The sequence below is a fragment of the Aliiruegeria sabulilitoris genome (genome assembly GCF_001558155.1).
Lineage (GTDB): Bacteria > Pseudomonadota > Alphaproteobacteria > Rhodobacterales > Rhodobacteraceae > Tropicimonas > Tropicimonas sabulilitoris.
This window is the reverse complement of sequence record NZ_LOAS01000011.1, coordinates 96,368-121,956: the sequence shown is the minus strand read 5'-3', so window position 1 is coordinate 121,956 and position 25,589 is coordinate 96,368. Positions and strand designations below refer to the sequence as shown.

Here is a 25,589-nt window from a genome sequence, read left to right as displayed (position 1 = left end):
TAGGATGTTTGGTGAAAGACGATCGAAACAGCCGTCTGGTATCTCCTCAATGTTTCTGTAACGCTGCCGACAGCCGGGACGATGGCGTCGTCCCTCCAATGGCTTTTCCGTCCTGAACGCCGGGACCTTTCTTTCGAGGGGTCCGGCAAGTTTCGGCCCCGAAACGGAGGTCGACATGACGACACGCCCGCAATCCTACCGTTTTCACAACGGCGAAAAGGCCAGCCTTCCCTTCTCCGCTTCCGAATATGAGGCACGCCTCGCCGGCTTGCGCGCCATCATGACGCAAGCAGGCGTGGAGGCCGCGGTTTTCACCTCGATGCACTCCATCGCCTATTATTCGGGCTTTCTTTATTGCAGCTTTGGCCGACCCTACGGGCTGGTCGTGACCGCAACGGATTGCGTAACCATCTCTGCCGGTATCGATGCCGGCCAGCCCTGGCGGCGTTGCGTGGGAGACAACCTCACCTATACCGACTGGAGCCGCGACAATTTCTGGCGTGTGGTAGCGCAGGTGGCCGGGGCCGGGCGCGTGATCGGCGTAGAAGACGACCACCTGACGATCGCGGCTTCTGGCAAGCTCGCGGCGTTCCTCTCCCCCCCGAGACCATCGACATCGCGCCGGCCTGCATGGCGCAGCGGATGCGCAAGAGCCCGGCCGAGATCGAGTTGATTCGCGCGGGGGCTGCTGTCGCAGACGTTGGCGGCTACGCCATTCGGGATACGATCCACGAGGGCACCCGCGAGATCGATGTCGCCATGGCCGGGCGCGACGCGATGGAGCTGGAAATCGCCAAGCGTTTCCCGGAAGCCGAGTATCGGGACACCTGGGTCTGGTTCCAGTCCGGCATCAACACCGATGGCGCTCATAACCCGGTGACCGGGCGCCGGTTGCAGCGTGGCGATATCCTGTCGCTCAACACGTTTCCGATGATTTCCGGCTATTATACCGCGCTGGAGCGCACCCTATTCGTCGGCGAGGTGGATGACGCCTCGCGCGCGATCTGGGAGGCGAATGTCGGGGCGCATGAGTTGGGCATGTCGCTGCTCAAACCGGGGGCTTCCTGTGCTGAGGTTACCCGGGGTGTGAATGGCTTCTTTGAAGAGCGCGACCTGCTGCAATACCGGACCTTCGGTTACGGCCATTCCTTCGGCGTGCTCTCGCATTATTACGGTCGCGAGGCCGGGTTGGAGTTGCGAGAGGATATCGACACGGTGCTGGAGTCGGGCATGGTGATCTCGATGGAGCCAATGCTGACCCTGCCCGAGGGGATGCCGGGCGCTGGCGGCTACCGCGAGCACGATATTCTCGTGATTACCGAGGATGGCTGCGAGGACATTACCGGCTATCCCTACGGCCCGGATTTCAACGTGGTCGGATAGTCGCACTTGCCTGATTGGCCGTTGCGGCATAGGTTTGGGGTGGAGACAGGATTGTCTCCGCTTCCCGACAATTGAAAACGGAGAATGCCATGACCGATCTGGTTCTGGCCGCCCGCAGCTTTGCCGAGACCCGCCACGCGGGTCAGGTGCGCAAGGATGCCGAGGGCAGCCCTTATTTTATCCATCTCGAGGAGGTCTCGGCCCTGACCGAAAGGTTTGGCGGCGACGAAATCGCGATCTGCGCCGCATGGCTGCATGATACCGTCGAGGATTGTCCGCCGACTTCAGCAGAGGAAATCGCCGAGACATTCGGTGCCGAGGTTGCCTCGGTGGTGGCCGAATTGACCGATGACAAGTCCCTGCTCAAGGCGGAGCGCAAGCGGTTGCAGGTGGTGAACGCCGCGAAGAAATCGGCGCGCGCCTGCCTTGTGAAACTTGCCGACAAGAGCAGCAATTGCCGCTCCGTGATCGAAACGCCGCCAGCCGACTGGAACGATGCGCGCAGGCTGGACTATGTCGAATGGTCCGCTCGGGTGGTTTCCGATCTTGCCCATTGCCCGCCCGAGGCGCTCGCGCATTTCGAAGCATTGGTGATCCGCGCGCGGCGCGAGATACGGCCCTAACCGCGCCCCAGCACGCGGGCGAAACCCGTGATGCTGAGGGCGAGAATCGCCAGCAGGGCAAAGGCAAGGCGCAGGGAACTGGCCTCGGCCACGAAGCCGATCACCGGCGGTCCCAGCAGCAGCCCACCATAGCCAAGCGTTGCGACCGAGGCGATGGCCTGCCCTGGTGGCACGTTCGCGTCGATGGCGGCACGGCTGAAAGCGAGCGGGAAGACCGCAGCATAGCCAAGCCCCATCAGGACGAAACCTGCCAGTGTCATCGGCAGGGTGGCGAATACAACCACGAGCAGTAACCCAGATGCTGCCAGCAATCCGCTGGCCTGCGCCATGCGGACCGGTCCGAACCGGAGGACCAGTCGGTCCACGACAAGCCGCATCGCCACCATCGTCACCGAGAAAACCGTGAAGCCGAGCGCGGCCTGCGACTGGTCCGTTCCGACGACATCGGAGAGGTAGACGGCGCTCCAATCCGCGACGGCACCTTCGCCCACGGCCGAGGAAAGGGCGATAATTCCGACCAGCACCAACGCGCCGCGCGGAATGGCAAAGACAGGGGCGTTCGGATCGTGCGGTCGCGTTGCGGAGGTCCAGGGCAGTGTCAGGAAAGGGAGCAATAGCCCGGCCGAGAGGAGCGAGCCGAGGATGAAATGCACCTCGATCGACCAGCCGAGGCGTGTTGCGGCATAGCCGGTGGCTGCCCCGATCCCGGCGCCGAAGCTCCACATGGCGTGGAAGGACGACATGACCGAGCGCTTCATATGCTTCTCGACCTCGGTTGCCCAGGTGTTCATCACCACGTCCATCGAACCATGCGCCATGCCGAAGACGAAGAGCGCCGCGCCGAGCAAGGCGGGCGATGGCGCCAGCGTGATCAGCAGGAGTGTGAAGACATAGGCCGCCGAAACCGCGCGCGTGACACGGACCGCCCCGAGGCTGTCGGCGAGCCGGCCCGCCAGGGGAAACGAGACCAGCGCTCCCAAGCCCATGAACAACAGGAGCAGGCCAAGCTGTGCCTCGCTCAGACCGTGGCGCTCCACAACGGCCGGAATGCGGGAGGCCCAGATGCCGAGCAAGATCCCGTTGAAGGCAAAGGCCGCGGCAACGGCCCGCCAGGGGCTGCGCAAGGCGGAGACGCGAGGGAAGAGACTATCAGACATGGCGGATTTCCAGGCCGGTTTCAGCAATTGGGGCGGCTAGCTCGGGCGAGGCGTCGGTCACCAGCAGGTCCAGCGCATCGCAGCGGCAAACGCGGTGGCGCGCGCGGCGGCCCAGCTTTGCCGCGCCTGTCAGCACCACGGCCCGGCTGCTCGCGGCCCGCATGGCGCGGCTCAGCGCCGCCTCGTCGGCATCGTCTGCCCCGAGGCCGAACTCTGGGTCGAACCCGCAGGCCCCGAGCAGGCAGAGATCGGCGGCAATATCCGACACGGCCGCGACCGCCTCATGCCCGACGGCCACGCCGCCGAAGGCAGAGAGCCGCCCGCCGATCAGGATGGTTTCGGTGCCTCGGGCGAGCAATTCGGTTGCCACGACAGGCGAAGGCGTCACGGCAAGTGCCCGTGGCAAGGGCGGCAAGGCGCGCGCCAACCGCGCCAGCGTCGTGCCACCATCGAACATCACAACCATGCCGTCCTGCACCAGATCGAGCGCCGCCGCGGCGATGCGGTCCGCCACTTCCTGGCTGGCTTGCTGACGTTCGCGCAGCGGCGGGGCAGGTCGCGAGACGGGCAGTGCGCCACCGCGCACCCGTTGCACCGCGCCTTCGGCCTCCAGCGCCAGAAGATCACGGCGGATGGTATCGGCAGAGACGCCGAACTCCTCTGCCAGCCGAACCAGCACGAGCGGTGCGCCAGACGCCGCGCGGGTTTTCAGAATGCCCTGCCGGGCTTCGGGGCTGTTCAGGATAGGGTCCATGGGGCGAGTCGCGCCTTGCTGCAATTTGCGGTAATTTGCATATAAGCGCAGATTTTTGCAACCCTCTGCAAGGCGGCTAGAGCTGACGTGTTTTTTCCTCGGAGCATACCCTCGATCCGCTCGTGCTGGATCCGCTCCTGTCAGCGCAGCATTCGGAACAGACTAACCCCGGCGTCGGTCAGATCCGCCAACCGCGCCAGCGCATGTTCCCGCGCAAGGACCGGCCCGATCGCGTCATTTGCCTCCAGGTTGAGGAGCAGGCCCAGCAGGCGGCGGCGGTGAATGCCGAGATGCACCTGCAGCGGGTCGGCGATGATGCCGGCGAAGGTCGTCACCAGCGAGGCGATTGCTGCGAGGCTCACGCCAACTGTGATCACGTAGGTTATCGAGCGTTCCGGCGGAAAGACCCCGTACCAAAGGTTGCCGAGACCTTGTCCGAGCGGGAAATGTGCGATCGCCGAGCTTTGGGTCATGTAGTCGGACACGAACGGGGTCAGCGAGACGACGCCCGGCGTCGGGTTCCGGAACATGAAATAGCCAAGCGCCAGCACGACGAGCGTGGTGAAGATCTCGGAGACCGAGGTCCGGACGCTGGTATAGTCCCGCAGCAACCGCCTTTGCCGCTCGTTCATCGGTGTATTGGGGGGCCAAAGCTCCGTTTCGACCCGCTGCTCGACGGCGCGCGCGACGGCCGAGTGGAGGAAGATCGGTTGCCGCAGGATCCACTGACTGCCGCGGCGAAGGCCGAGCATGGACAGCAGCAGCGCGGCAAGGCGGGAAAGCAGGAATATCGGCGCGAGCAACACGTTGAGAGGCGCGCAAAGCAAATCCCATCCGAGCGCGTTGCGATGCAGCCGAAACGTTCCGACAACACCGAAATGTTTCCGGACAAAGCGGTTCACTCCCTCATGGTCGCCGGCGTCGTGCATCTGGTCCCAACCTGTTCGGAAAACGCGCTCGCTCATCGCCCGGGGGGCGTGTAGTGAGGCGGTTCCGCTGCAAAGACCGGCAATCCTTTTTGCCGACCGGCGTGCCGTAAAAAGCGCGGCCTCCGCTGAGGAGTCAACTTAATGGCAATGCCCGTGCCATCCAAGTGGGCTATCGCGGCCTTTATTTTCGTATTTTTCGTATGTCGCTGAATTTATGGCGTGCTGCCGTGTCCGCAGAGTGCATGGTCGCGTCCCGTAATGCCCCGAAAGATCGTATGAAGCCGCGTTTCGCTCCAGTCGGAAATGCTCCTACCTGTCGGGAATGCCCTTCCGGTGGTCCTCCGGCGCATTTCTCTGTGTGACCCCGTCGATCAGGATGAAGGCGATCACGCAGGGCTCCGAGAAGCGGTTGGACCAGGCGTGGTTCGTGCCGCGCTGCACCACGACATCGCCGGCCTTGAGGTGAACGTCGTCAACCTCGTCATCCATCAGCATCATGATCTCGCCCGAGAGAACCACCGCGTAGTCGAGCGAATCCGTGCGGTGCATGAACGGGTGTCGCGCGCCTTCGACGATATTGGCACCCGCGCCCATCTCGGCGAAGGCCGCCTTGCCATCGAGCTTGGCCAGCACGTCCGGGTCTTCGGGAAGGAACTCGACACAGCGGAAAACGCTGCCATTGCTGGGCGGGTGCAGGATGAACGGGCCTTCGCATGTCTCGGTCGGACCGTCATATTCGGCCGGCGTCCCGTTGGAGAGCCAGAAATTGGTCAGCCGGACGCCCGGCCGGTTGGGGCGTTCAAGGAAGTGAAAGGCGGTCATGTCGGATTCGATGATGGCCTTGCCGGTTTCGTCATGGCCGGTGACAACCCGGCGGAATTCGCGGTGCATGAAGGTTCTCCCTGTAATGTTCGTCAGATTTCAGAAGTCCGGGGACGGTCGCGCAGGAATACCGCACCCAGCAGCGCTACGCCCACGAGTGCTGTGACCCAGCCCTGAAAGAGCAATCCGAAGCCTGCGGCCAATGCGAGCAGGCGCGAGATCCGGTCCAGCGGAGCACGCAGGCACCCCACGACGCCAATGGCAATGGCAATGATGCCTGCCGCGCCGGTGATGGCCGCGATGAGGTTTTCGACGGCGCTGCCTTGCAGCAGAAGCCCCGGCGAGAGGACGAAAGCAAAGGGCAACACGAAGCTGGTGCTGGCATAGGCAGCGGCCGTCCAGCCAACCTTGTTGATATTCGCCCCGGCGATGCCGCCCGCCACATAGGCCGCCAACGCCACGGGGGGCGTGATGGTCGAGATGCAGCCATAGTAGAAGACGAAGAAATGCGCGGTGAGCGCGGGCACGCCCATCTTCACGAGTGCGGGCGCGACGACGGTGGCCAGGATCAGGTAGGCGGCCGTGGTCGGCAGGCCCATGCCAAGGATGATCGAGGTGATCATGGTAAAGAGCAGCGCCAGCAGGAGACTGCCGTGCGAGGCGGCGTCGATCAGGATGGCGATCTTGGAGCCGAGCCCGGTAATGCCAAGCGTGCCGGCGATGATGCCGGCAGCGGCACAGGCGGCCGAGATGGTGATGACGCCAAGTCCGCCATCGGTGATGCCGCCGGCGATCTTGCCCAGCCATTCCCGGTCGATCCGGCGCTTGACGGCCAGGTCGAGCGAGAGCAGCGCGACCATGCCCCAGAGCGAGGCCTTGAAGGGCGAGTAGCCGACCAGCATGAGCGTGATGAGCGCTGCGAAAGCGCCGATGAAGGGGATACCGTCCAACAGGACCCGGCGCATCGAGCGGGCATCGCCGCCGGCCTCGGTCGAGGCTTCGATCCCGTTCCGCACGCCCTGAAGGTGGACGACGATGAAGGCAGAACCGAAAAACAGGAGCGCCGGAAGGAGCGCGGTCAGCATTACCTGCGTGTAAGGCACGCCCACGATCTCGGCCATGATGAAGGCGGCCGCCCCCATGACCGGCGGCATCAACTGCCCGCCGGTGGAGGCAACGGCCTCGATGGCGCCGGCCTGGTGCGGGGCATAGCCGTCGCGCTTCATCACTGGGATGGTGACGGTGCCTGTGACGGCGACATTGCCCGCTGCAGAACCGGAGACCATGCCGATCAGGGTCGAGAAGAGCACCGCGGACTTGGCGCTCGCGGCCCGCAGCCCGCGGGTCAGTCGAACCGAGACCTCGAAGAAGAAATCCCCCGCCCCGAAGCGCGACAGCAGCGCGCCGAAGATGGTGAAGGTGATGATATAGGTCGCCGCCACGCCGACCGGGATGCCGTAAACGCCCTGCGTGTCGGTGGTCAGGAACAACACCATCCGCTCCAGGCTGTAGCCACGCCCGCTCAGCACGCCGGGCAGGTAGGGGCTCAGGAACGGGTAGCAGAAGAACAGAAGCGCGATGCCGGCGAGGATGGTGCCAACGGCGCGCCGCGCCGCCTCGAAGACCAGCGCCATGAGGATCAGCCCGGCGTAGAAATCGCCCGGCTCGGTCAGACCGCCACTGAAGGCGATGGGCTTCCAGCGCATCAGCATCCAGCCGCTCGCGCCGATCGTGGCCAGGATCAGCAACGTCGAGACAAGCTTGTTCAGCCGCGTTCCGGCGAGTTTCTCGGCCAGCGGGCGCGAGGCAAAGAGAAGGCAGAAGGCCAGCAGAACATGGGTCACCCGCATCGGCATGGTCGAAACTGACAGCAGACCGGACACGACCGACAGATGATAGGCGCCCAACAGGAACGCCACCATACGGACGATACCGCCCTTCGGCCCCAGCCAGGTTTCCGCAAGCTTTGCGTTCATCATGTCCTCGGAAAATCGGTGCGCGGGCCGGTGAACACCCCGCCCGCGCGGTGCGACTTACTTGTTGAAGTAACGTGCGGCGCCTTCATGCAGCGGGATGGCGAGCTTGGTCGACATCGCCGGGTCGATTTGCCTTGCATTCGCATTCTCGGACTTCAACTCGTCGAGATGATCGAAGATCGCCGCGGTGATTTTCTCCACGACGTCGGCATCCATGGAATTGGGCGCGATCAGCATGTTGTTCACGCCAATAACGGTGCCGGGCGCGTCGGTACCATAGATATCGGCCGGAATCTCGACCGACAGGTAGGCGGAGTTCGACTCGAGCGCCTTCTCCAGCATCCCGTCCGAGAAAGATATGAACCGCAGCTTGCTTCCCGCGGCGGCCTGCATCGCCGCACCCGCCGGGTAGCCGGAAAGCGCGAAGGCGGCGTCCACATTGCCATCGGCCAACTGGCTGAACCCGTCGGAATAGGACAGGAAGGAGGGCGTCATGTCCTCCAGCGACATGTCATGCAGCGGCAGCAGGAAATTCAGGAAGCCGAGCGTGCCCCCGCCCGCCGGCCCTACGGCAACGCGCATGCCTTTCAGGTCTTCGATGGTCTGGATCTCGGAGCCGTCGAGGACGATCATGTGCAGCACCGAGGGGTGCAGGGCCGCAACCGCGCCAATGTCGATGGCGCCGGTCTTGTAGGGGCCCGCGCCCTTGGTCGCCAGCACGGCGAGGTTGTTGTTGGTGATGGCGATCTCGACCTCGCCGCTGTCGATCAGCCGCGGGTTCTGCACCGAGCCGCCGGTGACGACCGGCACCATGGAGATCCCGTCGCCGGCATACTTGTTCACGAGATTCGAGATCGACTGGCCCATCGGGTAGAACGCCCCGCCGAGGCTTGCCGTTCCGATCCGCAGTTCCTCGGCCGTGGCCGTGGCGCCGCTCAGCACGATCGCTGCAATGGCGGCCAGATGTCTGGTTGCTTTGAACATCGCTTCCTCCCTGTGTTCTTCAGAGAAGGCTAAGCGATAAAACTGTACAAATCAATTTTATATCGATTTTTTAAACATACGGCTGAATTGCCGATCCTTTCGGTCACACAAGTACCGTCAGCATCACCAGGAAAGCGGCATAGCACAGAAGGGCATAGCGGCTGTTCCACCGCCAGGTCAGCGTCGTTGGCGGGATCTTGCAGATCGCCGAGACGAGCAGCGTAGCGGTGGCATTGGGCGAGGCCGACATGCCAAGTGCCCAGCCAATCGAGAGCGAGAAGACGATCAGGGTGGGATCGGCCGGCAGTTCGGGAAGTTGGTGCACCAGTTCCCCGAAGAAGACGACCAACAGGATCGGGCTGAGCGCGATCTGGCCGCCGAGCGTCACCAGGATCGGCAGGGCGGCGAGGAAAACCCAGGGCGAGACCGAATGCAACTCAAGCCACTGCGCTATTTCCGCCGTGGGCAGAACATAGGCCGCCGTACGTCCAATATAGCCCGAAAGGCCGAGCACGACCGCCGTGCGCAGCAGGGACGGGGCGGCCTCGTCCAGCACCGCGCCAAAGGCTGCGAACCGCTGCAAGGGGCTGTCGGTTTCGAAGGGGGCTCCCTGAAGGACGAACCAGATCACCGTCACGCCCGGCGCCACCAGCATCAGCGATTGTGCGATTGTATAGCCGGCCAGCGCCTCGATCACGACGGTGGTTCCGATCAGGGATACGCAGACAAAGGCCAGAACCGCGAAGGCGCGGCGCGGGACGGGCGGGCTCTCGGAACGCCCGGTCTGGACCGCGTGCCGCCACTCGTAACGGTCGAGTGCGCGCCCGAGCAGCGTCATCAAGATGGCCGTGCCCAGCCCGAGAGCGACCAGATAGGGCCAGTCCACGCCTGGAAACAGCGTCAACAGGACGGCCTGCGCGAGAGATGTCGGCGCCCAGATCACGAACCATGAGAATCCGCGCAACAAGGCGGAGATCTGGCGCCGCTCAAGGTCCGGGTCGATCCGGCCGGAATTGTCCTGAGCGCCCTTCTGGATCAGCGGCGCCATGAGGCTGACTGCGGCGAAGTTGAGGAAAACCGCGAGCGCGTGCCCACCGAATGCAGTGGCGTAGTAGCGCCGTCCGCTGGGTTGGGTTGTCAGGAAACGACCGACCTGCAACACCGAGTCGGAGCATTCGGCCGCTTCCTTGAGCAGGGTCAACAGGGCAATGAAACAGCCGAAAAAGACCGCGAGGTCGAGCGCATAGAGCAGTTTCGTCGCGTCGCCCCCCTGCAGCAGCAATGCGACGGAGCAGCCGATTGCCAGCAGGCTCAGAGCCCATTCGCGCAGCGTGTAGCGCGGTATCGCGGCCAGACACATGCCCACGAAACCGATCCGCCCGGCCAGCAGCGCGGGCTCCCAGCCGAAAACGAGATGCACCAGTACTGCAGCGCAAGTGACCACGAGGGTGACCAAAGGCAGCCGCCCGGCGAATGTCATGGCTTCGGGCTCGGAAGAAACATCGATAAAAATACCCTACTGTCGGTTTTGTCGTGCTAGCCTCGGCGGATTGCCAGAGAAAGGCCAGTGAAAGGAATGCCGCAGTGTCGAAATTCTACCTGTCCCTTCATCGTGAAACGATCCAGGCCGACAAGGCCCTGGAGATGCCGGCGCTCTTCGGGGCTCTCTGGCGGGTGCGGGGAACGCCAAAGGTCGAGGACACGCCTTGCCAGACGCCCGGCAGCGCCCAGTTCCTGCGGGCCAGCCGCAAGGTCCGGGCCATTGGCGGACCGGCTAGCTGGCTGCGCTTCAGCCTGAGCAAGACGGCCCCGGAGCCCGATGGCCTGCTCCATGTCGAGCAGGTCGAAATCGCGCCGGAGCAGGTTCTGCTGCGGCTGGACACGGTGACCTTCCCGCCCGGTGCCAATGCCTGGCGCCATGTCCATCCCGGGCCGGGCATCCGCTACCTTTTGCAGGGAGAGCTCGAATTGCAGGCCGACGACCACCGCGCCACGATGCGGACCGGCGACTGCTGGTTCGAGGCGGCGGATTCGCCGGTCAAGGCGACGGCGAGCGACACCCACGGCAAGTCCGGCTTCGTGCGTTTCATGGTGCTGCCGGTCGCGCTGCAAGGGCAGCCCAGCATTCGGATCCTGGACGCGGCCGACGCCGCGAAGCCGCGCATGCAGGTGACCCACCGGCATATCGACCAGGTGGTCCGCCTGCCTCAAGGGTAATGATCCGATAGCGAGGAGTTGCGCCAACCCGGGTCGGGCTCGGCCGGCTCCGAGGCGAGCCCCGCGGCGTGAATGGCCTTGATGGCGCAATACTCGTCCTTGTCCGAGGTGTCGCCGCTGATGCCGACCGCGCCGATGGTGATCCCGTCCGAATCGCGGATCAGAACGCCCCCCGGCACCGGGATCAGGCGGCCGTCGGAGGCCGTCGCGAGCGCGGATTGAAAGGTCGGTCGGTTCGACAGGCGGTCGCGGATCAACCGGCTGGAAATGCCCATGCCGAGCGCGCCCCAGGCCTTGCCGAAGGCCACATCGAACCGGATGATCCCCGAACCGTCCTCGCATTTCATCGCCACCATCTTGCCGCCAGCATCCAGCGCCACCACCGTCAGGGGCAGGAGCGCTTCTTCGCGGCCCAGGCGCAAGGCCTCGTCGACAATGGCGGAAGCGGTTGCAAGCGGCAGGCTGGTTTGCAGGCGCATCGGGAGTTTCCTTCTAGTTTCGCATCAGGTCCGGCAGCCAGGTAACGATCTCGGGGAAGGCCAGCAGCACGGCGATGGTGATGACATCGGCCACGAAAAACAACGCGATCCCCCGGAAAACATCCGTCAGCGCGATATCGGGCCGCACTCCGTTCACAACGAAGCAGTTTAGCCCGATGGGCGGCGTGATCAGGCACACCTCGGCCATCTTCACGACGATGATCCCGAACCAGATCGAGTCGAAGCCGAGCGCGATGACGGCGGGGTAGACCACCGGCAGCGTCAATAGCAGCATCCCGATCGCGTCCATGAACATGCCAAGGACGGCATAGGCCAGCAGGATGCAGATCATGATCACCATCGGCGGCACGTCGAGCGTGGTGATCCAGCCGGTGAAGGCCTCGGGCAGGCCGGAGAAGCCGAGAAACCGGACGAAGATCAGCACGCCCCAGATCAGCGAGAAGATCATCACCGTGAGCTTGGCCGATTCCATCAGAGACCCGCGGATCGACTTGAAGGAGGTGCCGCGCAGGATTGCTATGACGAAGACCACCGCCGCGCCGAGCGCGCCGGCCTCGGTGGGGGTCGCCCAGCCGGCATAGATGGCCGAGATGATGATCGCGACAACGAGGAAGATCGGCGAGACACCCGGCAGGGACTTGAACCGGTCGCCCCAGGTATAGCCGGTGACGGCGGGGGCGTGCTCGGGCTTGATCATCGCCCAGACGATGATGATGCCGGCATAGATCAGCGCCGATACGATGCCGGGCAGGAAGCCTGCGAGCAGAAGCGCGCCAACGGATTCCTCGACGATGATGGCGTAGATCACGATGATCGCCGAAGGCGGGATCAGCGTGGCAAGCGTGCCGCCCGCGGCAACGACACCGGCGGCCATTTTCCGATCATAGCCGTATTTCAACATCTCCGGGATGGCGACGCGGGAGAAGACGGCCGCCGTGGCCGTGGAGGCGCCGGAGACGGCGGCAAAGCCAGCGGTTGCAAAGATCGTCGCAACGGCAAGCCCGCCCGGCACCCAGCCGACCCATTTGCGCGCGGCGTCGAAGAGTTGCTGGGTCATCCCCGCGTGAAAGGCGAGAAAGCCGATGAAGATGAACATCGGCAGAACCGAAAGCGCATAGGTGGAGGATTTGGAATGTGGGATCGTGCCGACGATGCCCGCCGCCGGCCCCCAACCCAGCAACTCGATCAAGCCCAGAAGGCCCACCACGGCCGCGGCGAAGACGACCCGCACGCCCAGAACGATCAGCACCAACAGAAGGCCGAGCGCGAGAAGGCCAACGAGGAACGGGTCCTGGAATCCGATACCGAGGATCATTTGCGGCTCTCCTTGCCAAGGGTGGCATCCCCACCGGTGGCTTCCAGGATTTCGTCCTGGGCCTGTTCGGCCACGTCCTTGACCGTGACGACGGCGACTTTTGCCTTCGACGGATCGAGAAACAGGCGCAAATAGCCAAAGAGCTGCAGCAGCAGTCGCAGCCACCAGATTGAGAAGGCCACCGGGACCAGCAACTTGGACGGCCAGACCGGGAACTCCGCGTCAATCGTCGTGTCGCCGAGCGTGTAGGCGCGCAGGAAATGCCCGGCGCTGTACCAGATCAGTACCCCGACGATAAACAGGCCCACCAACGTGGCAAAGACCTCTACTGCCCAGAGCGTGCGCCCGCGCAGGTTGCCCACCAGCATCTCCATTCGGATATGCGCGCCGAGCCGTTGGCAATAAGCCGCGCCCAGAAAGGCCATGGAGGCCATGGAGAGCTCGACAAGGTCGATATATCCGGTGATCGGGGTGTTGAAGACCGTCCGCAGAACGATCTGGGCCACCCCGAGCAGCATCAACAGAAGAATGGCGGCCGCAGCCACCATGTTGGCGGCGTCCTCTAGCGGCGCCAGAGTGCGGCTTGCCCCGGCAAGCGCCCCTTTCGAGCTCGTACTGTCCGACATGTGCATCCCTTGGGCCAGTGGGTCGCCACGTCTGGGTGGCGACCCTGATTGGTCTTACTTCGCGGCCTCTTCGGCATATTGCCAGACGGCGTCGAACACGCCCTGAGCGTCAAACTTGTCCTGGTTCTCGGCAATCCAGGCATCCCAGACCGGCTTGCCGGCGATCTCGCGGAACTCGGCAAGCTGTTCGTCGGAATAGGTCACCTTGGTCAGGTTTTCCTCGAACATCGGCAGGTTCACTTCATCCTGCGCGGCATAGGCGGCCTGCGTTACGTCCATCACCATGTCACGCTGGCTCATCAGGAAGTCCTGATATTGCGGCGGAAGCGCCTCATAGGCGGTCTTGTTGAAGACCCAGCCGCATTCGGAGGTTCCCGGCGCCATGTTCGAGGTGAACCAGTCCGCCTCCTCGTTGATCTTGAACGACACGTGGGCGTAGGTGTACGGGAAGGCCGCCGCGTCGACCGCGCCGCGCTGGAAGGCGGTCGAGGTCTCGCCGGCGGGCAGTGTCTGCTTCACCGCGCCGAGCTTTTCCATGGCATCGCCGAGGCCGCCACCGGCCCGCACGCGCAGCCCTTCCCAATCGCTTAGCTCCATCGGCGGCTTGCCCTTGCCGAGGACTTCGTATTGGGGCAGCAGGCCGGAGACGTAGGGAATGGCGTTCCACTTCTCCATGTCGGCGATGATCGCGGGATGTTCGAACATTTTCGAGCGCACCGCCTTGTCGACCGCGGGGTCGCCCAGCGGCAGGAAGGGCAGCGAGAACACCATCCAGGCGGGGTTCTTGCCCGGGTGGTAGAAATTGCAGATCGCCGCGCCTTCGAAAGCGTTCAGCTTCAGCCCGTCGAGATTTTCGCGCGCCTGGCTGAGCTGGCCGCCATAGAAAATCTTGATCTCGAAATTGCCGTCGGTTTCCTCCGCGGCCTTCCTGGCCATTTCTTCCATGCCGACGGACAGCGCCCGCGGATTGCCCCACATCGAGATTTTCCAGAAGACCTTCGGGCCTTCGATATTTGCCGCCAGTGCACTGGTGGCCGGCAGGATCGTGCAGAGCGACAGGGCGCCGGCAACGAATGTGCGCAGTTTCATGATGTCCTCCCAGACTTGTGCTGGCGCGTCAGACCTGGCACGCCTTGCGACGGACAATAGCATGTTTATCGATTTTTTTTCAATTACCTTGTTTTGTCGCTAAAAAAATTCCAAAGTGAGGCCATTCGGAGTAGGCTACGGGACTGAAACTGCTGGAAGGTCCGTCTTTGACGACGGCGTCGCCATTGGGGGCGACAAGGTCGCGCTGGATTGGGCTTTCCATCGATTGCTGAGGAAAGAAAAAACGATATTATGGAATTCATGAAGAACGGAATCCAAAAATCATCGTCGGATGCGACGTCTCAGGAGGTCTCGGCGACGCACAAGGCTTATCTGGCCTTGCGGCGAATGATCGTCGTCGGAGAGTTGCAGCCGGGCGAGAAGCTCAAGATCGACCGGTTGCGCAGCATACTCGATACGGGCGCGTCGCCGGTTAGGGAGGCGTTGAGCCTCTTGACGTCCGACCTGCTGGTTGAACGGCTCGATCAGCGTGGATTTCGGGCCGCCGAGACCAGTCACGAGAATTTCGTCGAGATCCTGACGCTGCGTTGCGAGCTTGAGGAAATGGCTCTGCGCCAGAGCATTGCCAATGCCGACGAGACCTGGGAAGACGCGTTGGTGCTCGCCCATCACAAGATGGTCCGTCAGGATCGCGCCGACCTGGAAGCTTTCGAAGCGCGCCACAAGGATTTCCACATGGCGCTGCTGGATAACTGCCGTTCTCCAATCCTGATGAAGTTCTGTAGCCAGCTCTATGATCTGAACATTCGCTACCGTTACCTCGCGGGAAAGGCGCTGGACTATCAGAAGCGCGATGTATCGGCCGAGCATGAGGCGATCCTCGAAGCTGCGCTCGACCGCGACCCCGATCTCGCTTCGGAACGGCTTCTTAGCCACTACCGCCAGACCGGCGCGTTTCTCAATGGGTTGTTCAGCCGGGAAGAGGGCGAACCCTGAACCTCGCGGGCCAGGCCTACGGGAGGCCGGAAATTGCCGCCGCCCGGTCCCGAACGACGGCAATCGCGGGCTCTCAGCGTGTGCCGATCTGGTCCATCGAGATACGGCGCCCGAAATACCGTTCGGCATTGCGATACGCGATCTTCTCGGCCACATCGCGCGGCAGCTTCGCCAACCAGGTTCGATTGGACTGGATGATCGCGTCGTAGTTGTCCCATTGGCTGTTGACCCAGGTGTCCGAGCCCACCATCAACCGGTCCTGAAAGTCGTAGATGATGCGGACCCAGTCCGGGTCCAGACCGCGGCCGTCGGCATCGATATCCCATTCCCGCAAAGAGGTGTCTGCAAGCAGATCCGGAAATTCCGTCATCAGGGCATGGACGCCGTCGGCTGGTGTTGAAAGCCCGGCATGGGCCCAGATGATCTTGACCTCCCGGTCGAGCGACTTGAGCCAGCGGATCGGTTCGGGGCCGGAGTGGACATGAAGGTAAATGTCCCGCTCCTTCGCCATGCCGATCACAGCCCGAAACAGCGGCTCGTCCGCGGTATCCAACCGGTGGATATGGAACTCGCCAATCCCTTCATGCGGATAGGTTTCCAGCCGTCCACGCAGATACGCTTCCATTCCCTCCGCCTTGGCCCAATTGGAGGAGTTGGCCGCCCCGTGATAGGGCCGCAACTCGGGAACGATACGGTTGGGAGCAAATTCCCAAAGCATGATCGTGCCTTCGTCCGGCGTCGAAGAGACGAGCCCCATCGCAACCCCGTTGCGATCCATCAGCTCGATGATGCTCTCGACCGGATAGGGTTCCCAGGCCGGCTCCTTGTAATGGATATGCGCATCGAAGATCGGCAGATCCTTGACCGCGGCACCAATCGGAGCCTCGTCGCTACCCGCCGGCCCGCAGGAGAGCGTGAACAGAAGGGGCAGGGCCAGAACCCCGTGTGTCTTCATGAGATACTTCATCGCGTTGGCCCTCCTGTGCGCCCGGTTTGGTCCGTTTCGTCAGTCCGCCCCGAGCGGCGCAAGCACTAGGTCGAAATCGACGCGGGAATAGGGGCCGTCCACCTGGCCCGACAGCGCGAACCCGTCCGGGAAACTGCCTGCCGGCTGCGGAACGTATGTCATCACGAGGTCGTCGCGCACTCCGAAAACGGTGTCCTGATCCAGATAGGGATCATCGTCGGGGAAAACCTCGGTGACAAGCTGCCGGTGTCCCTCCGCCGAGACGATGTAATGTAGATGCGACGGCCGCCAGGGGTGGCGCCCGGCCGCGCGCAGGATCTCTCCCACGGGGCCGTCATCGGGCACGGTGTAGCTGACCGGGCGAACGGTCGTGAAGGCATAGCGGCCGTTCTCGTCGCAGGTCATCAAGCCATGGAAGGAGTGAATGTCCTGATCCGGATCCTGGCTGGAATACATGCCGTTGGGAGCGGTCTGCCAGATATCGATGGTCGCTCCGGGCAACGGATTGCCCTTCGTGTCGCGCACGGTCCCCGTTACAAGAAGCACTTCCCCTTCGAAATCGCGCTTGAGGTCGCCACCGACCGGGATCGGCGGCGGGTTGGAGACGTGGAACGGCCCGAGCACCGAAGAGGAGGTCGCGTCGGGGCGGCTGTGCTGCATGTCGACCAGCGAGGAGAGGCCCAATACATCGGAGAGCAGCACGAATTCGTTGCGCTCCGGAGTGGTGATCCTGCCCGCCCATTCGAGGAACTCCAGCCCCTTGCGCCACTCGTCATGGGTGAGGTTCGTTTCGCGGGCGAAGTCGTGAACGTGACGGGCCAGCGCGATCAGCACTTCGCGGGTGCGCGGATCGGTGTCCTCTCCGAAATAGGCGGCGAAGACGTCGGTGATGTTGTCCTTGGTAACGGTACGCATGTGAGGGACCTCAGTTCAGGATTGCGAGGCTGAGCGACGGGAAGCGGATCAGCAGGATCAGCACGACCAGCATGACGATCGCGAAGGGGAAGGCGCCGATGAAGACGTCCTTGAGCGAGATGCGGTGGTCGTCCAGCGTGGCCTTGATGACGAAACAAGAGATGCCGAGCGGTGGGGTCAGCAGCCCGATTTCGGCACCGACGACGGTGATGATACCGAACCAGACGAGCGAGAGGCCCATCGGTTCGATCAGTGGCAGGAAGAGCGGCACGACGATCAGGATGATCGAGGCTGTGTCCAGCAGCGTGCCGAGAAAGATCATCAGCACCACATAGAAGAACATGATCCAGAAAAAGCTGAACTGCGCGGACTCAAGGAAATCGCCGAGCGCGTTGGGCACGCCGGCAAGGCCGAGCATGCGGCTGTAGATCGAGGCCGCCGTGATCAGGAACAGGATCGCCGCAGTGATATGGCCGGTCTCGAGCAGCGCCTGCCAGAACCCCTGAAGGCTGATCTTCTTACGCACGACGGCGATGGCCAGCCCGAGCAACGAGCCGGTCGCGCCTGCCTCGACCGGCGTCAGCCAGCCGGTGTAGATGCCCCCCAGCACCACGACGATCAGGGTGGTGATGGGTAGGGTCTTCTCGGCGATCTCGCCCCAGCTCATCCATTCGGTTTCATCGAATGGGCGTCCGCCGATATAGCTGGGGGCGAATTTGCCCATGGTCCAGATCCAGGCGACATAGGCCGCCGCCAGCATCAGCCCCGGCACGATGCCGGCCTGGAACATCTCGCCCACCGACTGCTCGGCGACGAAGGAATAGATGATCAGCATGGCGGAGGGCGGGATGATCATGCCGAGTACCGAGGAACCCGCTACGACCCCAACCGCGAAGCGCGGGTTGTAGCCGTAGGAGAGCATCTGCGGCACGGAGACCTTGGAAAAGACCGAGGCCGAGGCGATGGACGAGCCGGTCACGGCTGCAAAGACGGCATTGGCGCCGACGGTTGCCATGCCGATTCCGCCCTTCACTTTCCGGAACCCGGAATTCATGACCTCGTAAATGTCCGCGCCAAGCCCTGCCTTGGAAACGATCAGCCCCATGAAGGTGAAGAGCGGAACGGTGGCGAAGGTGTATTCCATCACCGAGTCGCCCACGGCGATCTTCAGCAGGTTCATGGCGAGGTCGAAATTGTCCCGCATCAGCCAGATCGAGACGAAGGAGACGACGCCAAGAGCGATCGGGATATAGACCCCGAGATAGACGAGGATGACAATGGCGCCGACGGAGGTCAGGCCGATCTCGATTGGGCTCATTCCGTCGCCTCCTCATGCTCGGGTGCGCGGATCATCTCGGGGCGGTCTCGGCCGGTGAGCACCTTCAGTGCGAATATGACGACGCAGAGGGCGGCGGAGAGGAAGATCACGAGCTTGATCGGCCACCACGGCGCCGTGAAGACGCCGGGAATTCCGAAGAAATCCTTGCTCTCCCACATCTCGGTGAATTCCGGCCAGATGGCGATGGCGATCAGCGTCATGAAGGTACCGGAGATGAAGTTGATGACCCGTCGCATGTTGCGCGCGAGCCTTGGCCTGCGCTCGCCGATCACGGCGAGAAACCCGTCCGAGCGTGTCAGGCGGTTGACCCGCACGACGTCGGGCAGTTGCAGGAAGACGATGAGGACCATCGAGAATTGCACGACCTCGACGGCGCCGAGGAAGGGCTTGTTGAAGATGCCGCGTGCGACGACGTCGTAGTTCACGACGAGGACCAGCAACAGCACGACGATCGTGCCAACGGCATTCGCCGATATGGCGATGCCGTTGGCCATTTTCGACAGGCCGGCCGCGGTGGTCTTGAGTACCCCGTTGTTCATGTGAGTGGTTCCGGCTCTGCCCGATGTTCCGGGGCGTGTCAGTTCATGGCGGCTTCGGCGGCCCAGTCACGGACCGGCTCGAACCCGGCCGCCTTGAGCTTGGCCATGTAGGCCTCCAGCATCTCGGTGCCCGGCTCTCCCGCATCGTCGAGAGACTTGGCCCATTCCGCCGCGATGTTCGGCATCGCGTCGGCCCAGGCCTTGCGATCCTCCGCCGACATCTCGACGATCGTGCCGCCGGCGGCGACATAGGCGTCCTGGCTCTCGCCTGCGCGGTCCATGGCAATGCCGGCCACATGGTCACGGTAGAGCACGGCGACGTCCTGAAGCACGCCCTTCACTTCGTCGGGCAGCTTTTCCCAGTAATCCTTGTTGACGGTGATGGTCTTGGAATTCACCGCGCCAAGATCGGCCTTGAGCATGTAGGGCGCCACTTCGGCGATCTTGAAGGTCTTGGCCGCTTCCGGCCAGAGCAGCGCACCGTCGGTCAGGCCGGTCTGCACCATGTTGTAGAAGTCGGTCAGACCGCCGCGCACACCGGCTGCGTCCTTGATCCCTTCGAGGTAGCGCAGGTTCATCCCCGCGCCGGCGATCTTGCTGCCCTCGAGATCGGCCAGGCCGGTGATCTGCTTGCTGAGGAACGGCTGATAGGTGTCGAGCACCACGCCCGTGGCGAGGTAGACCTGGTTCTCGTCCCCGAATTCCTTCTGCATGGTCGGGAATTCCTTGGCGATCTCGTCCACCGCCTTGGCCACTGCACGCGCATCCGAAGACACGAACGGCGTGACCGCCGCGAGCGCCTGGCTGGGCAGCTTGGAGTTGTGGAAGATCGTGGTGACGATGCCGATATCGCCCAGGCCCAGCTTCACGCCTTCGAGCACGCCCTTGGGCTTGACGATAGCGCCGCCATAGCTCTCCTGCCAGTCCATCTCGTAATTGCCGCTCTCGGCCAGCCGTTTGTCGACTTCCGGAATGAAGAAATCGGAAAATTCCTTCACCCAGAGCGCTTTGGCGGGGTAGCCGTCGATCACCACCGCGGTGATCTTTTCGGCCGCGAAGGCCGGTGCTGTCAGCGCCGTTGCCGCCAGCAGGCCAAATACCGTTGCCTTGGTCCAGAGTGTCATTTTGTCGTCCTCCCTTGATGTCTGTGTAGCGGCGTCAGTTCTTGCGCCAGCGGATGTCCAGGTTGGTCCCGGCTCGTTGGTAAAGTTTCGAGATCGCGCAGTATTTCGCGGTCTCCTCTGCAACCCGATCAAGCGCCTCCTCGCTTGCCGGGCCGTCCGATGTCACCTTGAGGCGAATGGCCGTGAAGGGCACATCGACCTCCTCCATCAGCAACACACCGCGCCGGTCGAAATCAACTTCCATATCGAAGGAGAGGTTGCCGATATCGACGCCGAGCTTGTCGGCGCATTTGTGGCCGATGGTGTTCGTGCAGCCGATGAGTGCGCCATAGGCCGTCTCTGTCGGCGAGAAACCGAGATTGGTGCCACCCCGTTCCACGGGTTCGTCGATTTTCGATGTGAGGTCCCGCGTTGCGAGCTCCACAAGGGAATGGCTCGACGCGTTGCCGGACATTCGGATCGTGACGACGTTTTTCTGTCGAATAGCCATGGTCCACTCACAAGAACTTGCAGGCCTTGTCGAACGGGAAGCGGGGCAGTTTCTGGAACAGTGCCGTCTCGTCCGCATAGCCGAGATTGAGGAGGAAGTTTGAACGCAGTGTGGAGCCAGCGAAGAATTCCGCGTCCACGATTTCGTTCGAGAAGCCGGACATCGCCCCGGTATCGAGCCCCACGGCCCGCGCGGCGATCATGAAATACGCTGCCTGAAGGGTGCCGTTCCGGAAGGCCGTGACCTCGGAATGCCCGGGCTTGCCCTCGAAATGGGGGCGGCGGTCTTCATGGGGAAAGAGGAACGGAAGCTCTTTCCAGAATTCGAGGTCATGGGCGATGATGACGGTCACCGGCGCGGACATCATCTTGTCGATATTCTTGGCCTTGAGCGATTTCGCGAGCTTCTCCTTGGCCTCGATGCTCTCCACGAACAGGAATCGCGCGGGGCAGCAGTTCATCGAGGTCGGGCCATTTGAGGCGATGTCGTAGATCGTCTCCAGCAAGTCACGCGGCACGGGTTTGTCGGTCCATGCATAATGAGAGCGCGCATCCCGCAGGATGAGGTCAATGGCGGCGCCATCCAGCCGAGGGCAGGCCGCGCGCACCCTGCGCACCGCTTCCTGTGCCTCGGCCCGCGCCAGCGCCAGCGCCTCTCCGGTCAACGCCGTCACTGGGCGGCCTCGGCGCCGATGTCCTCTTCGGCGACGATCGGATTGGCGCAGATGCCGATGCCTTCGACCTCTGCCTCGACAACTTCGCCCGGGCGCAGCCAGCGCGGCGGCGTCTTGGCATGGCCAACGCCCGGAGGTGTGCCCATGGCGATCATGTCGCCCGGCTCAAGCGTGGCATATTCGGAGATCGTGGCAATGGTCCGGGCCACCGACCAGAGCATGTCCGACGTTGTCGCGCTCTGCAGGATCTCGGAGCCGACACGGCTCTCGATCTTCAGTCCGACAGCGCCTTCCGGAAGCTCGTCCGGCGTCACGGCATCGGGGCCGATCGCGCCGGTAGCGTCGAAATTCTTGCCCGGCGTCCATTGGTGTGTCTTGCGCTGGTAATCGCGCACCGAGCCGTCATTGAAGACCGTGTAGGCGAAGACATGATCGAGCGCATCTTCTTCGGTGATATGCTTGCCGCCCTTGCCCACGATCACCATCAACTCGACTTCGTAGTCCAGCCGTTCGGAACAACTGGGGCGGATCATCGGCTCGCCCGCCGCCATGAGCGAATTGCGGCCGCGCATGAAAAGCGCGGGATAGCTCGGGATCTCGTAGCCGCCTTCCTTGATGTGATCGACATAGTTGAGGCCGAGACAGATTACCTTGCCCGGGGAGTCGATCGGCAGCGCCGGCGTCACATCGGCCGCGGAGACTTTTTCCGCGCCTGCGATCGCTTCTGACAACGACGATATATCGACCTCTCCCCGTGCGAGCGACATCAAGTCCTCGCCAATGGCCGGATCCAGTGCCGACAGGTTCACTGCCTTGTCTCCGTCCACGAGGTGGACGCCATATCCGGCGGCGCTCTTTCCAACTCTGAATCGCATGGTTGCTCCTCTCAACATTTCTTCCGTTTTTGCGGATTATTTTTACTGTTGTCAAATAAAATCGATAATTTTAAAAAGAAGTAGAAAAAAGCGGAGAGAAGCATGCCGGCTTGGACAGACTATAAGCGAGAAGCCCGCGAACGTGGCGCTTTGGCGCTGGAGCTATTTGTGGCGAGGACGTTGCCGTCAAAGTCACCAGAGGAGCTGCGCGAGATGTTGCCCGCGCATCTCACTTACCAGGCAGAGTTGGAAAAACAGGGCAAACTCGCATTTGCCGGGCCGGTGTCGGATGAAACCGGGGAAAACCTGCTTGGCGAGGGGATGATCATTTACCGTGCCGACACGCTGGAGGAAGCCCGTGCGCTGGCGGATGCCGATCCGATGCATAGCAGTGGAGCGCGTCGTTACGATCTCCGCCGCTGGCTGGTGAACGAGGGCAGCTTTACCCTGAGTGTCGGCCTTTCCGGCCAGACACTGAGCTTGCGGTGATCGCCGGATGGCCGGAACAGGCGTGATACGCGGCGTGCGCCCACTGACCAGCTTCCTGTCCGGCTTCTTCCTGCCAGATCCGGACGTTCGGGCGGCGGCGGATGACCGGTCGCTGGTGGAGCTTTGCCGGAGCCTGATGTCGGCCAGGGGAGAATCATCGACCTTCCGCCTCGCGGTCTCGGCCCTCTCCGCCTATGAAGGGCTCTCTCACGAAGGCCGACTAGCCTTTTTCCGCTACCTGCTGGATGAGCTGGATGTCAGCCCGGCCGACATTCAGGTCGCGGCATCGGAATATGCCTCGGCGCCCGGTCCGGCGACTCTCGCCCGGCTGCAGAGAGTTTCCGAACCCTTGCGGCAGGAGCTATTCCGAAAGCTGAACCAGGCGGATGGCGCGACGACAAAGCTCGTGCAGATGCGCAAGGATTTGCTCCGAATGATGCCCGACAATCCCGATCTCGGGCGGATCGATCTCGATTTCATGCATCTCTTCACCTCGTGGTTCAATCGCGGTTTCCTGATGCTGGACCGGATCAACTGGAGCACGCCGGCCACGATCCTGGAGAAGATCATCGCCTATGAAGCGGTTCACGAAATCGACGATTGGGAGGATCTGCGCCGCCGCACCCAGCCCTCGGACCGGCGCTGCTACGCCTATTTCCATCCCCGAATGCCCGACGAGCCGCTGATCTTCGTGGAAGTGGCGCTGACCAAGGGCGTTCCGGGCTCGGTGCAGGATGTGCTCGCCGAGGGGCGCGCGCCGATTCTGGCAAGCCAGGCCGATACGGCCGTCTTCTATTCCATCTCGAACTGTCAGGCCGGCCTGAAGGGCATTTCCTTCGGAAATTCGCTCATCAAGCATGTCGTGTCGGACATGTCGTCGGAGCTGCCGAATCTTGAGACCTTCGTCACGCTGTCGCCGATCCCGGGCCTGCGCCGCTGGTTCGAGGAGCAGGCCGGAACGGACGCGTCGGAACCGGAGGGCGAAGAATTGCGCCAGATCGCGGCGACGTATCTTGCCGATGCCAAGCATCGGGAGACGCTGCCCCGTGATCCGGTCGCCCGGTTCCACCTGTCCAACGGGGCGCGGATCGAAAACGTCCTTGCCGGTGCCGATCTCTCCGTCAATGGCCGGCGCCAGTCCTTCGGGGCGATGGTCAATTACCGCTACGACAACGCGCAGGTCGAAAGCCGAAGCGAGAGCTTCGCGACCGATCACGCTGTCAGCTTGTCGCGCCAGGTCCAGGCCCTGCTGCCGGCCGGCCGGTCGCTCCTGACCTCCAAGAAGTGGAACGAGAATGCCCAATCACCTTCATGACGCCATGTTCGCGCTGCGCAGCGGAAGTCCCAAGACCTTTCTTCACCTTGCGGACGGCAGCTCGCTCTCCCATGCCGATTTCGCCGAACTCTCTGCGCGGCAAGCAGCGATTTTCGCCGATTTGGGAGTGGAAAAGGGCGATCGCGTCGCCCTGCAAGCCGCAAAGACGCCCGAAGCGCTGGCGGTTTACGCGGCCTGTATCCGGATCGGTGCGGTCCTGTTGCCGCTCAACACGGCCTACACGCCCGACGAGGTCTCCTATTTCCTCACCGATGCCGAACCGAAACTGCTGATCTGCGATCCCGCGGCGGAAGGGGCGATAGCCGCCGTTGCGCAATCGGTCGGAGCGGGCGTTCTGACCTTGGATGCGAACGGCGCCGGCAGCTTTTCCGATAGGGTGTCCTCGGCCGCCCCGCTCGAAATGGTGACAGATTGCGCGCCGGAGGATCTCGCCGCGATCCTTTACACTTCCGGCACCACGGGCCGTTCCAAGGGCGCGATGCTGAGCCACGACAACCTGCTTTCAAACGCGCGCGCGCTGACCGATCTGTGGCAATTCACCGAGGCAGACACGCTGATCCACGCGCTACCGATCTTCCACACGCATGGTTTGTTCGTGGCGGTCAATGTGAGCCTGCTTTCCGGCGCTGCGGTTCGCTTCTTCCCCAAGTTCGACATCGATCTGATCATCAAGGCACTGCCGCATTCCACCACGCTCATGGGGGTGCCGACCTTTTATTCCCGGCTTCTCGACGATCCGCGCCTGACACGGGACAGCGTGGCAAACATGCGCCTCTTTGTCAGTGGCAGTGCGCCCTTGCTCGCGGCAACGCACGAGGCCTTCGAGGCACGGACCGGGCACAGGATCCTTGAACGCTACGGGATGACGGAAACGAACATGAACGCGTCCAACCCGTATACGGGCGAGCGACTTGCCGGGACGGTTGGCCAGCCCTTGCCCGGCGTCGAGATCCGCATCACCGAGCCGGGAACTGACCGGGAACTGCCGCAGGGAGAGACTGGCATGATCGAGGTGCGCGGCCCGAATGTCTTTCAGGGATATTGGCGGATGCCGGAGAAGACGGCCGAGGAATTGCGGGCGGACGGGTTCTTTCTCACCGGTGATCTCGGGCTGTTTGACGCCAAGGGATATCTGCAAATCGTGGGACGGCAAAAGGACCTGATCATTGCTGGCGGGTACAACATTTACCCCAAGGAGATCGAAGTTTTGCTCGACGGACTCGATGGCGTCCAGGAGAGCGCGGTGATCGGCGTGCCGCATCCGGACCTCGGAGAGTCCGTGGTGGCGCTTGTCGTTCCCGAGCCCGGCGCATCGCCGGACCCCGAAGACCTGATTGCAGCGCTGGCTGAGCGGCTGGCCCGCTTCAAGCATCCCCGAAAGGTGGAAATTGTAGACAGCCTGCCGCGCAACACCATGGGCAAGGTCCAGAAAAACGTTTTGCGTGAGACCTTTGCGGATTGCCGCTTCTGATACCGGAGAGGCGGCTCGGTTGACCTGAACGGAACGCCG

General features: G+C 63.0%; 25 protein-coding genes and 1 pseudogene. 7 read left to right on the top strand and 19 right to left on the bottom strand.

What is annotated here, in order from left to right; genetic code table 11:
- The first annotated feature begins 175 nt into the window (after positions 1–175).
- Together AX756_RS11765 and AX756_RS11760 are read left to right on the top strand one after the other, a co-directional pair.
- Positions 176–1,383 (top strand): annotated as a pseudogene (locus AX756_RS11765) (aminopeptidase P family protein).
- Positions 1,384–1,472: 89 nt separating this feature from the next.
- On the top strand, positions 1,473–2,006 hold the full coding sequence (locus AX756_RS11760) for an HD domain-containing protein (protein ID WP_068311389.1): 534 nt from the start codon (positions 1,473–1,475) through the stop codon (positions 2,004–2,006).
- Here the strand turns inward: AX756_RS11760 and AX756_RS11755 are convergent.
- The 7 genes from AX756_RS11755 to AX756_RS11725 all read right to left on the bottom strand — a co-directional run bounded on the left by AX756_RS11755 (position 2,003) and on the right by AX756_RS11725 (position 10,108).
- Positions 2,003–3,163, bottom strand: coding sequence for an MFS transporter (locus AX756_RS11755; RefSeq protein WP_068311387.1), 1,161 nt, complete (start codon positions 3,161–3,163; stop codon positions 2,003–2,005). The genes AX756_RS11760 and AX756_RS11755 overlap by 4 nt on opposite strands.
- Positions 3,156–3,917 (bottom strand): DeoR/GlpR family DNA-binding transcription regulator, encoded by a 762-nt coding sequence (locus AX756_RS11750; RefSeq protein WP_068311385.1) that lies wholly within the window; start codon positions 3,915–3,917, stop codon positions 3,156–3,158. Before AX756_RS11750 ends, AX756_RS11755 begins: the two co-directional genes overlap by 8 nt.
- Before the next feature lie 140 nt (positions 3,918–4,057).
- Positions 4,058–4,846: a DUF6635 family protein gene (locus AX756_RS11745; RefSeq protein WP_156461472.1), complete on the bottom strand. Its 789-nt coding sequence runs from the start codon at positions 4,844–4,846 to the stop codon at positions 4,058–4,060.
- Between the two features lie 309 nt (positions 4,847–5,155).
- Positions 5,156–5,737: a cupin domain-containing protein gene (locus tag AX756_RS11740; protein WP_170307838.1), complete on the bottom strand. Its 582-nt coding sequence runs from the start codon at positions 5,735–5,737 to the stop codon at positions 5,156–5,158.
- Positions 5,738–5,760: 23 nt separating this feature from the next.
- The gene (locus tag AX756_RS11735; RefSeq protein ID WP_068311380.1) at positions 5,761–7,644 is read right to left on the bottom strand and encodes a TRAP transporter permease; all 1,884 of its coding nucleotides are present in this window, start codon (positions 7,642–7,644) and stop codon (positions 5,761–5,763) included.
- Between the two features lie 57 nt (positions 7,645–7,701).
- Positions 7,702–8,628, bottom strand: a complete 927-nt coding sequence (locus tag AX756_RS11730) for a TAXI family TRAP transporter solute-binding subunit (RefSeq protein WP_068311379.1) — start codon at positions 8,626–8,628, stop codon at positions 7,702–7,704.
- 103 nt (positions 8,629–8,731) lie between these two features.
- Positions 8,732–10,108, bottom strand: a complete 1,377-nt coding sequence (locus AX756_RS11725) for a hypothetical protein (protein WP_068311375.1) — start codon at positions 10,106–10,108, stop codon at positions 8,732–8,734.
- Positions 10,109–10,212: 104 nt separating this feature from the next.
- Here AX756_RS11725 and AX756_RS11720 point away from each other — a divergent pair, with 104 nt between their 5' ends.
- Positions 10,213–10,845, top strand: a complete 633-nt coding sequence (locus AX756_RS11720) for a cupin domain-containing protein (protein ID WP_068311374.1) — start codon at positions 10,213–10,215, stop codon at positions 10,843–10,845.
- Here AX756_RS11720 and AX756_RS11715 read toward each other — a convergent pair.
- Genes AX756_RS11715 through AX756_RS11700 form a run of 4 tightly spaced genes read right to left on the bottom strand, consistent with a single transcriptional unit; the run spans position 10,836 to position 14,375 of the window.
- Positions 10,836–11,324: a GlcG/HbpS family heme-binding protein gene (locus AX756_RS11715; protein ID WP_068311373.1), complete on the bottom strand. Its 489-nt coding sequence runs from the start codon at positions 11,322–11,324 to the stop codon at positions 10,836–10,838. The two genes, AX756_RS11720 and AX756_RS11715, sit on opposite strands and share 10 nt — an antisense overlap.
- Positions 11,325–11,337: 13 nt before the next feature.
- Positions 11,338–12,660 carry a TRAP transporter large permease gene (locus AX756_RS11710; protein WP_068311371.1) on the bottom strand — a complete coding sequence of 441 codons (1,323 nt, stop codon included), beginning with the start codon at positions 12,658–12,660 and terminating at the stop codon, positions 11,338–11,340.
- Entirely contained in the window at positions 12,657–13,286 is a 630-nt protein-coding gene (locus AX756_RS11705; RefSeq protein ID WP_068311369.1) for a TRAP transporter small permease, read from the bottom strand. The genes AX756_RS11710 and AX756_RS11705 overlap by 4 nt, the downstream gene beginning before the upstream one ends.
- Before the next feature lie 54 nt (positions 13,287–13,340).
- Entirely contained in the window at positions 13,341–14,375 is a 1,035-nt protein-coding gene (locus tag AX756_RS11700) for a type 2 periplasmic-binding domain-containing protein (RefSeq protein WP_068311367.1), read from the bottom strand.
- Between the two features lie 261 nt (positions 14,376–14,636).
- Between AX756_RS11700 and AX756_RS11695 the strand changes: the two genes are divergently transcribed.
- Positions 14,637–15,332, top strand: a complete 696-nt coding sequence (locus tag AX756_RS11695) for a GntR family transcriptional regulator (protein ID WP_068311622.1) — start codon at positions 14,637–14,639, stop codon at positions 15,330–15,332.
- 73 nt (positions 15,333–15,405) lie between these two features.
- Here the strand turns inward: AX756_RS11695 and AX756_RS11690 are convergent, their stop codons facing one another.
- Genes AX756_RS11690 through AX756_RS11655 form a run of 8 tightly spaced genes read right to left on the bottom strand, consistent with a single transcriptional unit; the run spans position 15,406 to position 22,254 of the window.
- On the bottom strand, positions 15,406–16,299 hold the full coding sequence (locus tag AX756_RS11690) for an amidohydrolase family protein (protein WP_231701042.1): 894 nt from the start codon (positions 16,297–16,299) through the stop codon (positions 15,406–15,408).
- 39 nt (positions 16,300–16,338) lie between these two features.
- On the bottom strand, positions 16,339–17,214 hold the full coding sequence (locus AX756_RS11685) for a dioxygenase family protein (protein WP_068311366.1): 876 nt from the start codon (positions 17,212–17,214) through the stop codon (positions 16,339–16,341).
- Positions 17,215–17,224: 10 nt separating this feature from the next.
- Entirely contained in the window at positions 17,225–18,532 is a 1,308-nt protein-coding gene (locus tag AX756_RS11680) for a TRAP transporter large permease (RefSeq protein ID WP_068311362.1), read from the bottom strand.
- Positions 18,529–19,092, bottom strand: a complete 564-nt coding sequence (locus AX756_RS11675) for a TRAP transporter small permease subunit (RefSeq protein ID WP_068311360.1) — start codon at positions 19,090–19,092, stop codon at positions 18,529–18,531. Before AX756_RS11675 ends, AX756_RS11680 begins: the two co-directional genes overlap by 4 nt.
- 38 nt (positions 19,093–19,130) lie before the next feature.
- Complete coding sequence (locus tag AX756_RS11670; protein ID WP_068311358.1) at positions 19,131–20,216, bottom strand: C4-dicarboxylate TRAP transporter substrate-binding protein; 1,086 nt, start codon at positions 20,214–20,216, stop codon at positions 19,131–19,133.
- A gap of 34 nt (positions 20,217–20,250) precedes the next feature.
- A complete protein-coding gene (locus tag AX756_RS11665; RefSeq protein WP_068311355.1) occupies positions 20,251–20,706 on the bottom strand; it encodes an OsmC family protein in 456 nt (151 codons plus the stop codon).
- Positions 20,707–20,713: 7 nt separating this feature from the next.
- Positions 20,714–21,379 (bottom strand): malonic semialdehyde reductase, encoded by a 666-nt coding sequence (locus tag AX756_RS11660; protein WP_082739072.1) that lies wholly within the window; start codon positions 21,377–21,379, stop codon positions 20,714–20,716.
- Positions 21,376–22,254 (bottom strand): fumarylacetoacetate hydrolase family protein, encoded by an 879-nt coding sequence (locus AX756_RS11655; RefSeq protein ID WP_068311353.1) that lies wholly within the window; start codon positions 22,252–22,254, stop codon positions 21,376–21,378. Before AX756_RS11655 ends, AX756_RS11660 begins: the two co-directional genes overlap by 4 nt.
- Before the next feature lie 102 nt (positions 22,255–22,356).
- Between AX756_RS11655 and AX756_RS11650 the strand changes: the two genes are divergently transcribed.
- From AX756_RS11650 to AX756_RS11640, 3 genes are read left to right on the top strand one after another with little or no spacing between them, the layout of a single operon-like run.
- Positions 22,357–22,743 (top strand): YciI family protein, encoded by a 387-nt coding sequence (locus AX756_RS11650; protein ID WP_068311351.1) that lies wholly within the window; start codon positions 22,357–22,359, stop codon positions 22,741–22,743.
- Between the two features lie 7 nt (positions 22,744–22,750).
- Positions 22,751–24,058, top strand: coding sequence for a malonyl-CoA decarboxylase (locus AX756_RS11645; RefSeq protein WP_082739071.1), 1,308 nt, complete (start codon positions 22,751–22,753; stop codon positions 24,056–24,058).
- Positions 24,039–25,550 (top strand): malonate--CoA ligase, encoded by a 1,512-nt coding sequence (locus tag AX756_RS11640; protein ID WP_068311349.1) that lies wholly within the window; start codon positions 24,039–24,041, stop codon positions 25,548–25,550. Before AX756_RS11645 ends, AX756_RS11640 begins: the two co-directional genes overlap by 20 nt.
- The last annotated feature ends 39 nt before the right edge of the window (positions 25,551–25,589 follow it).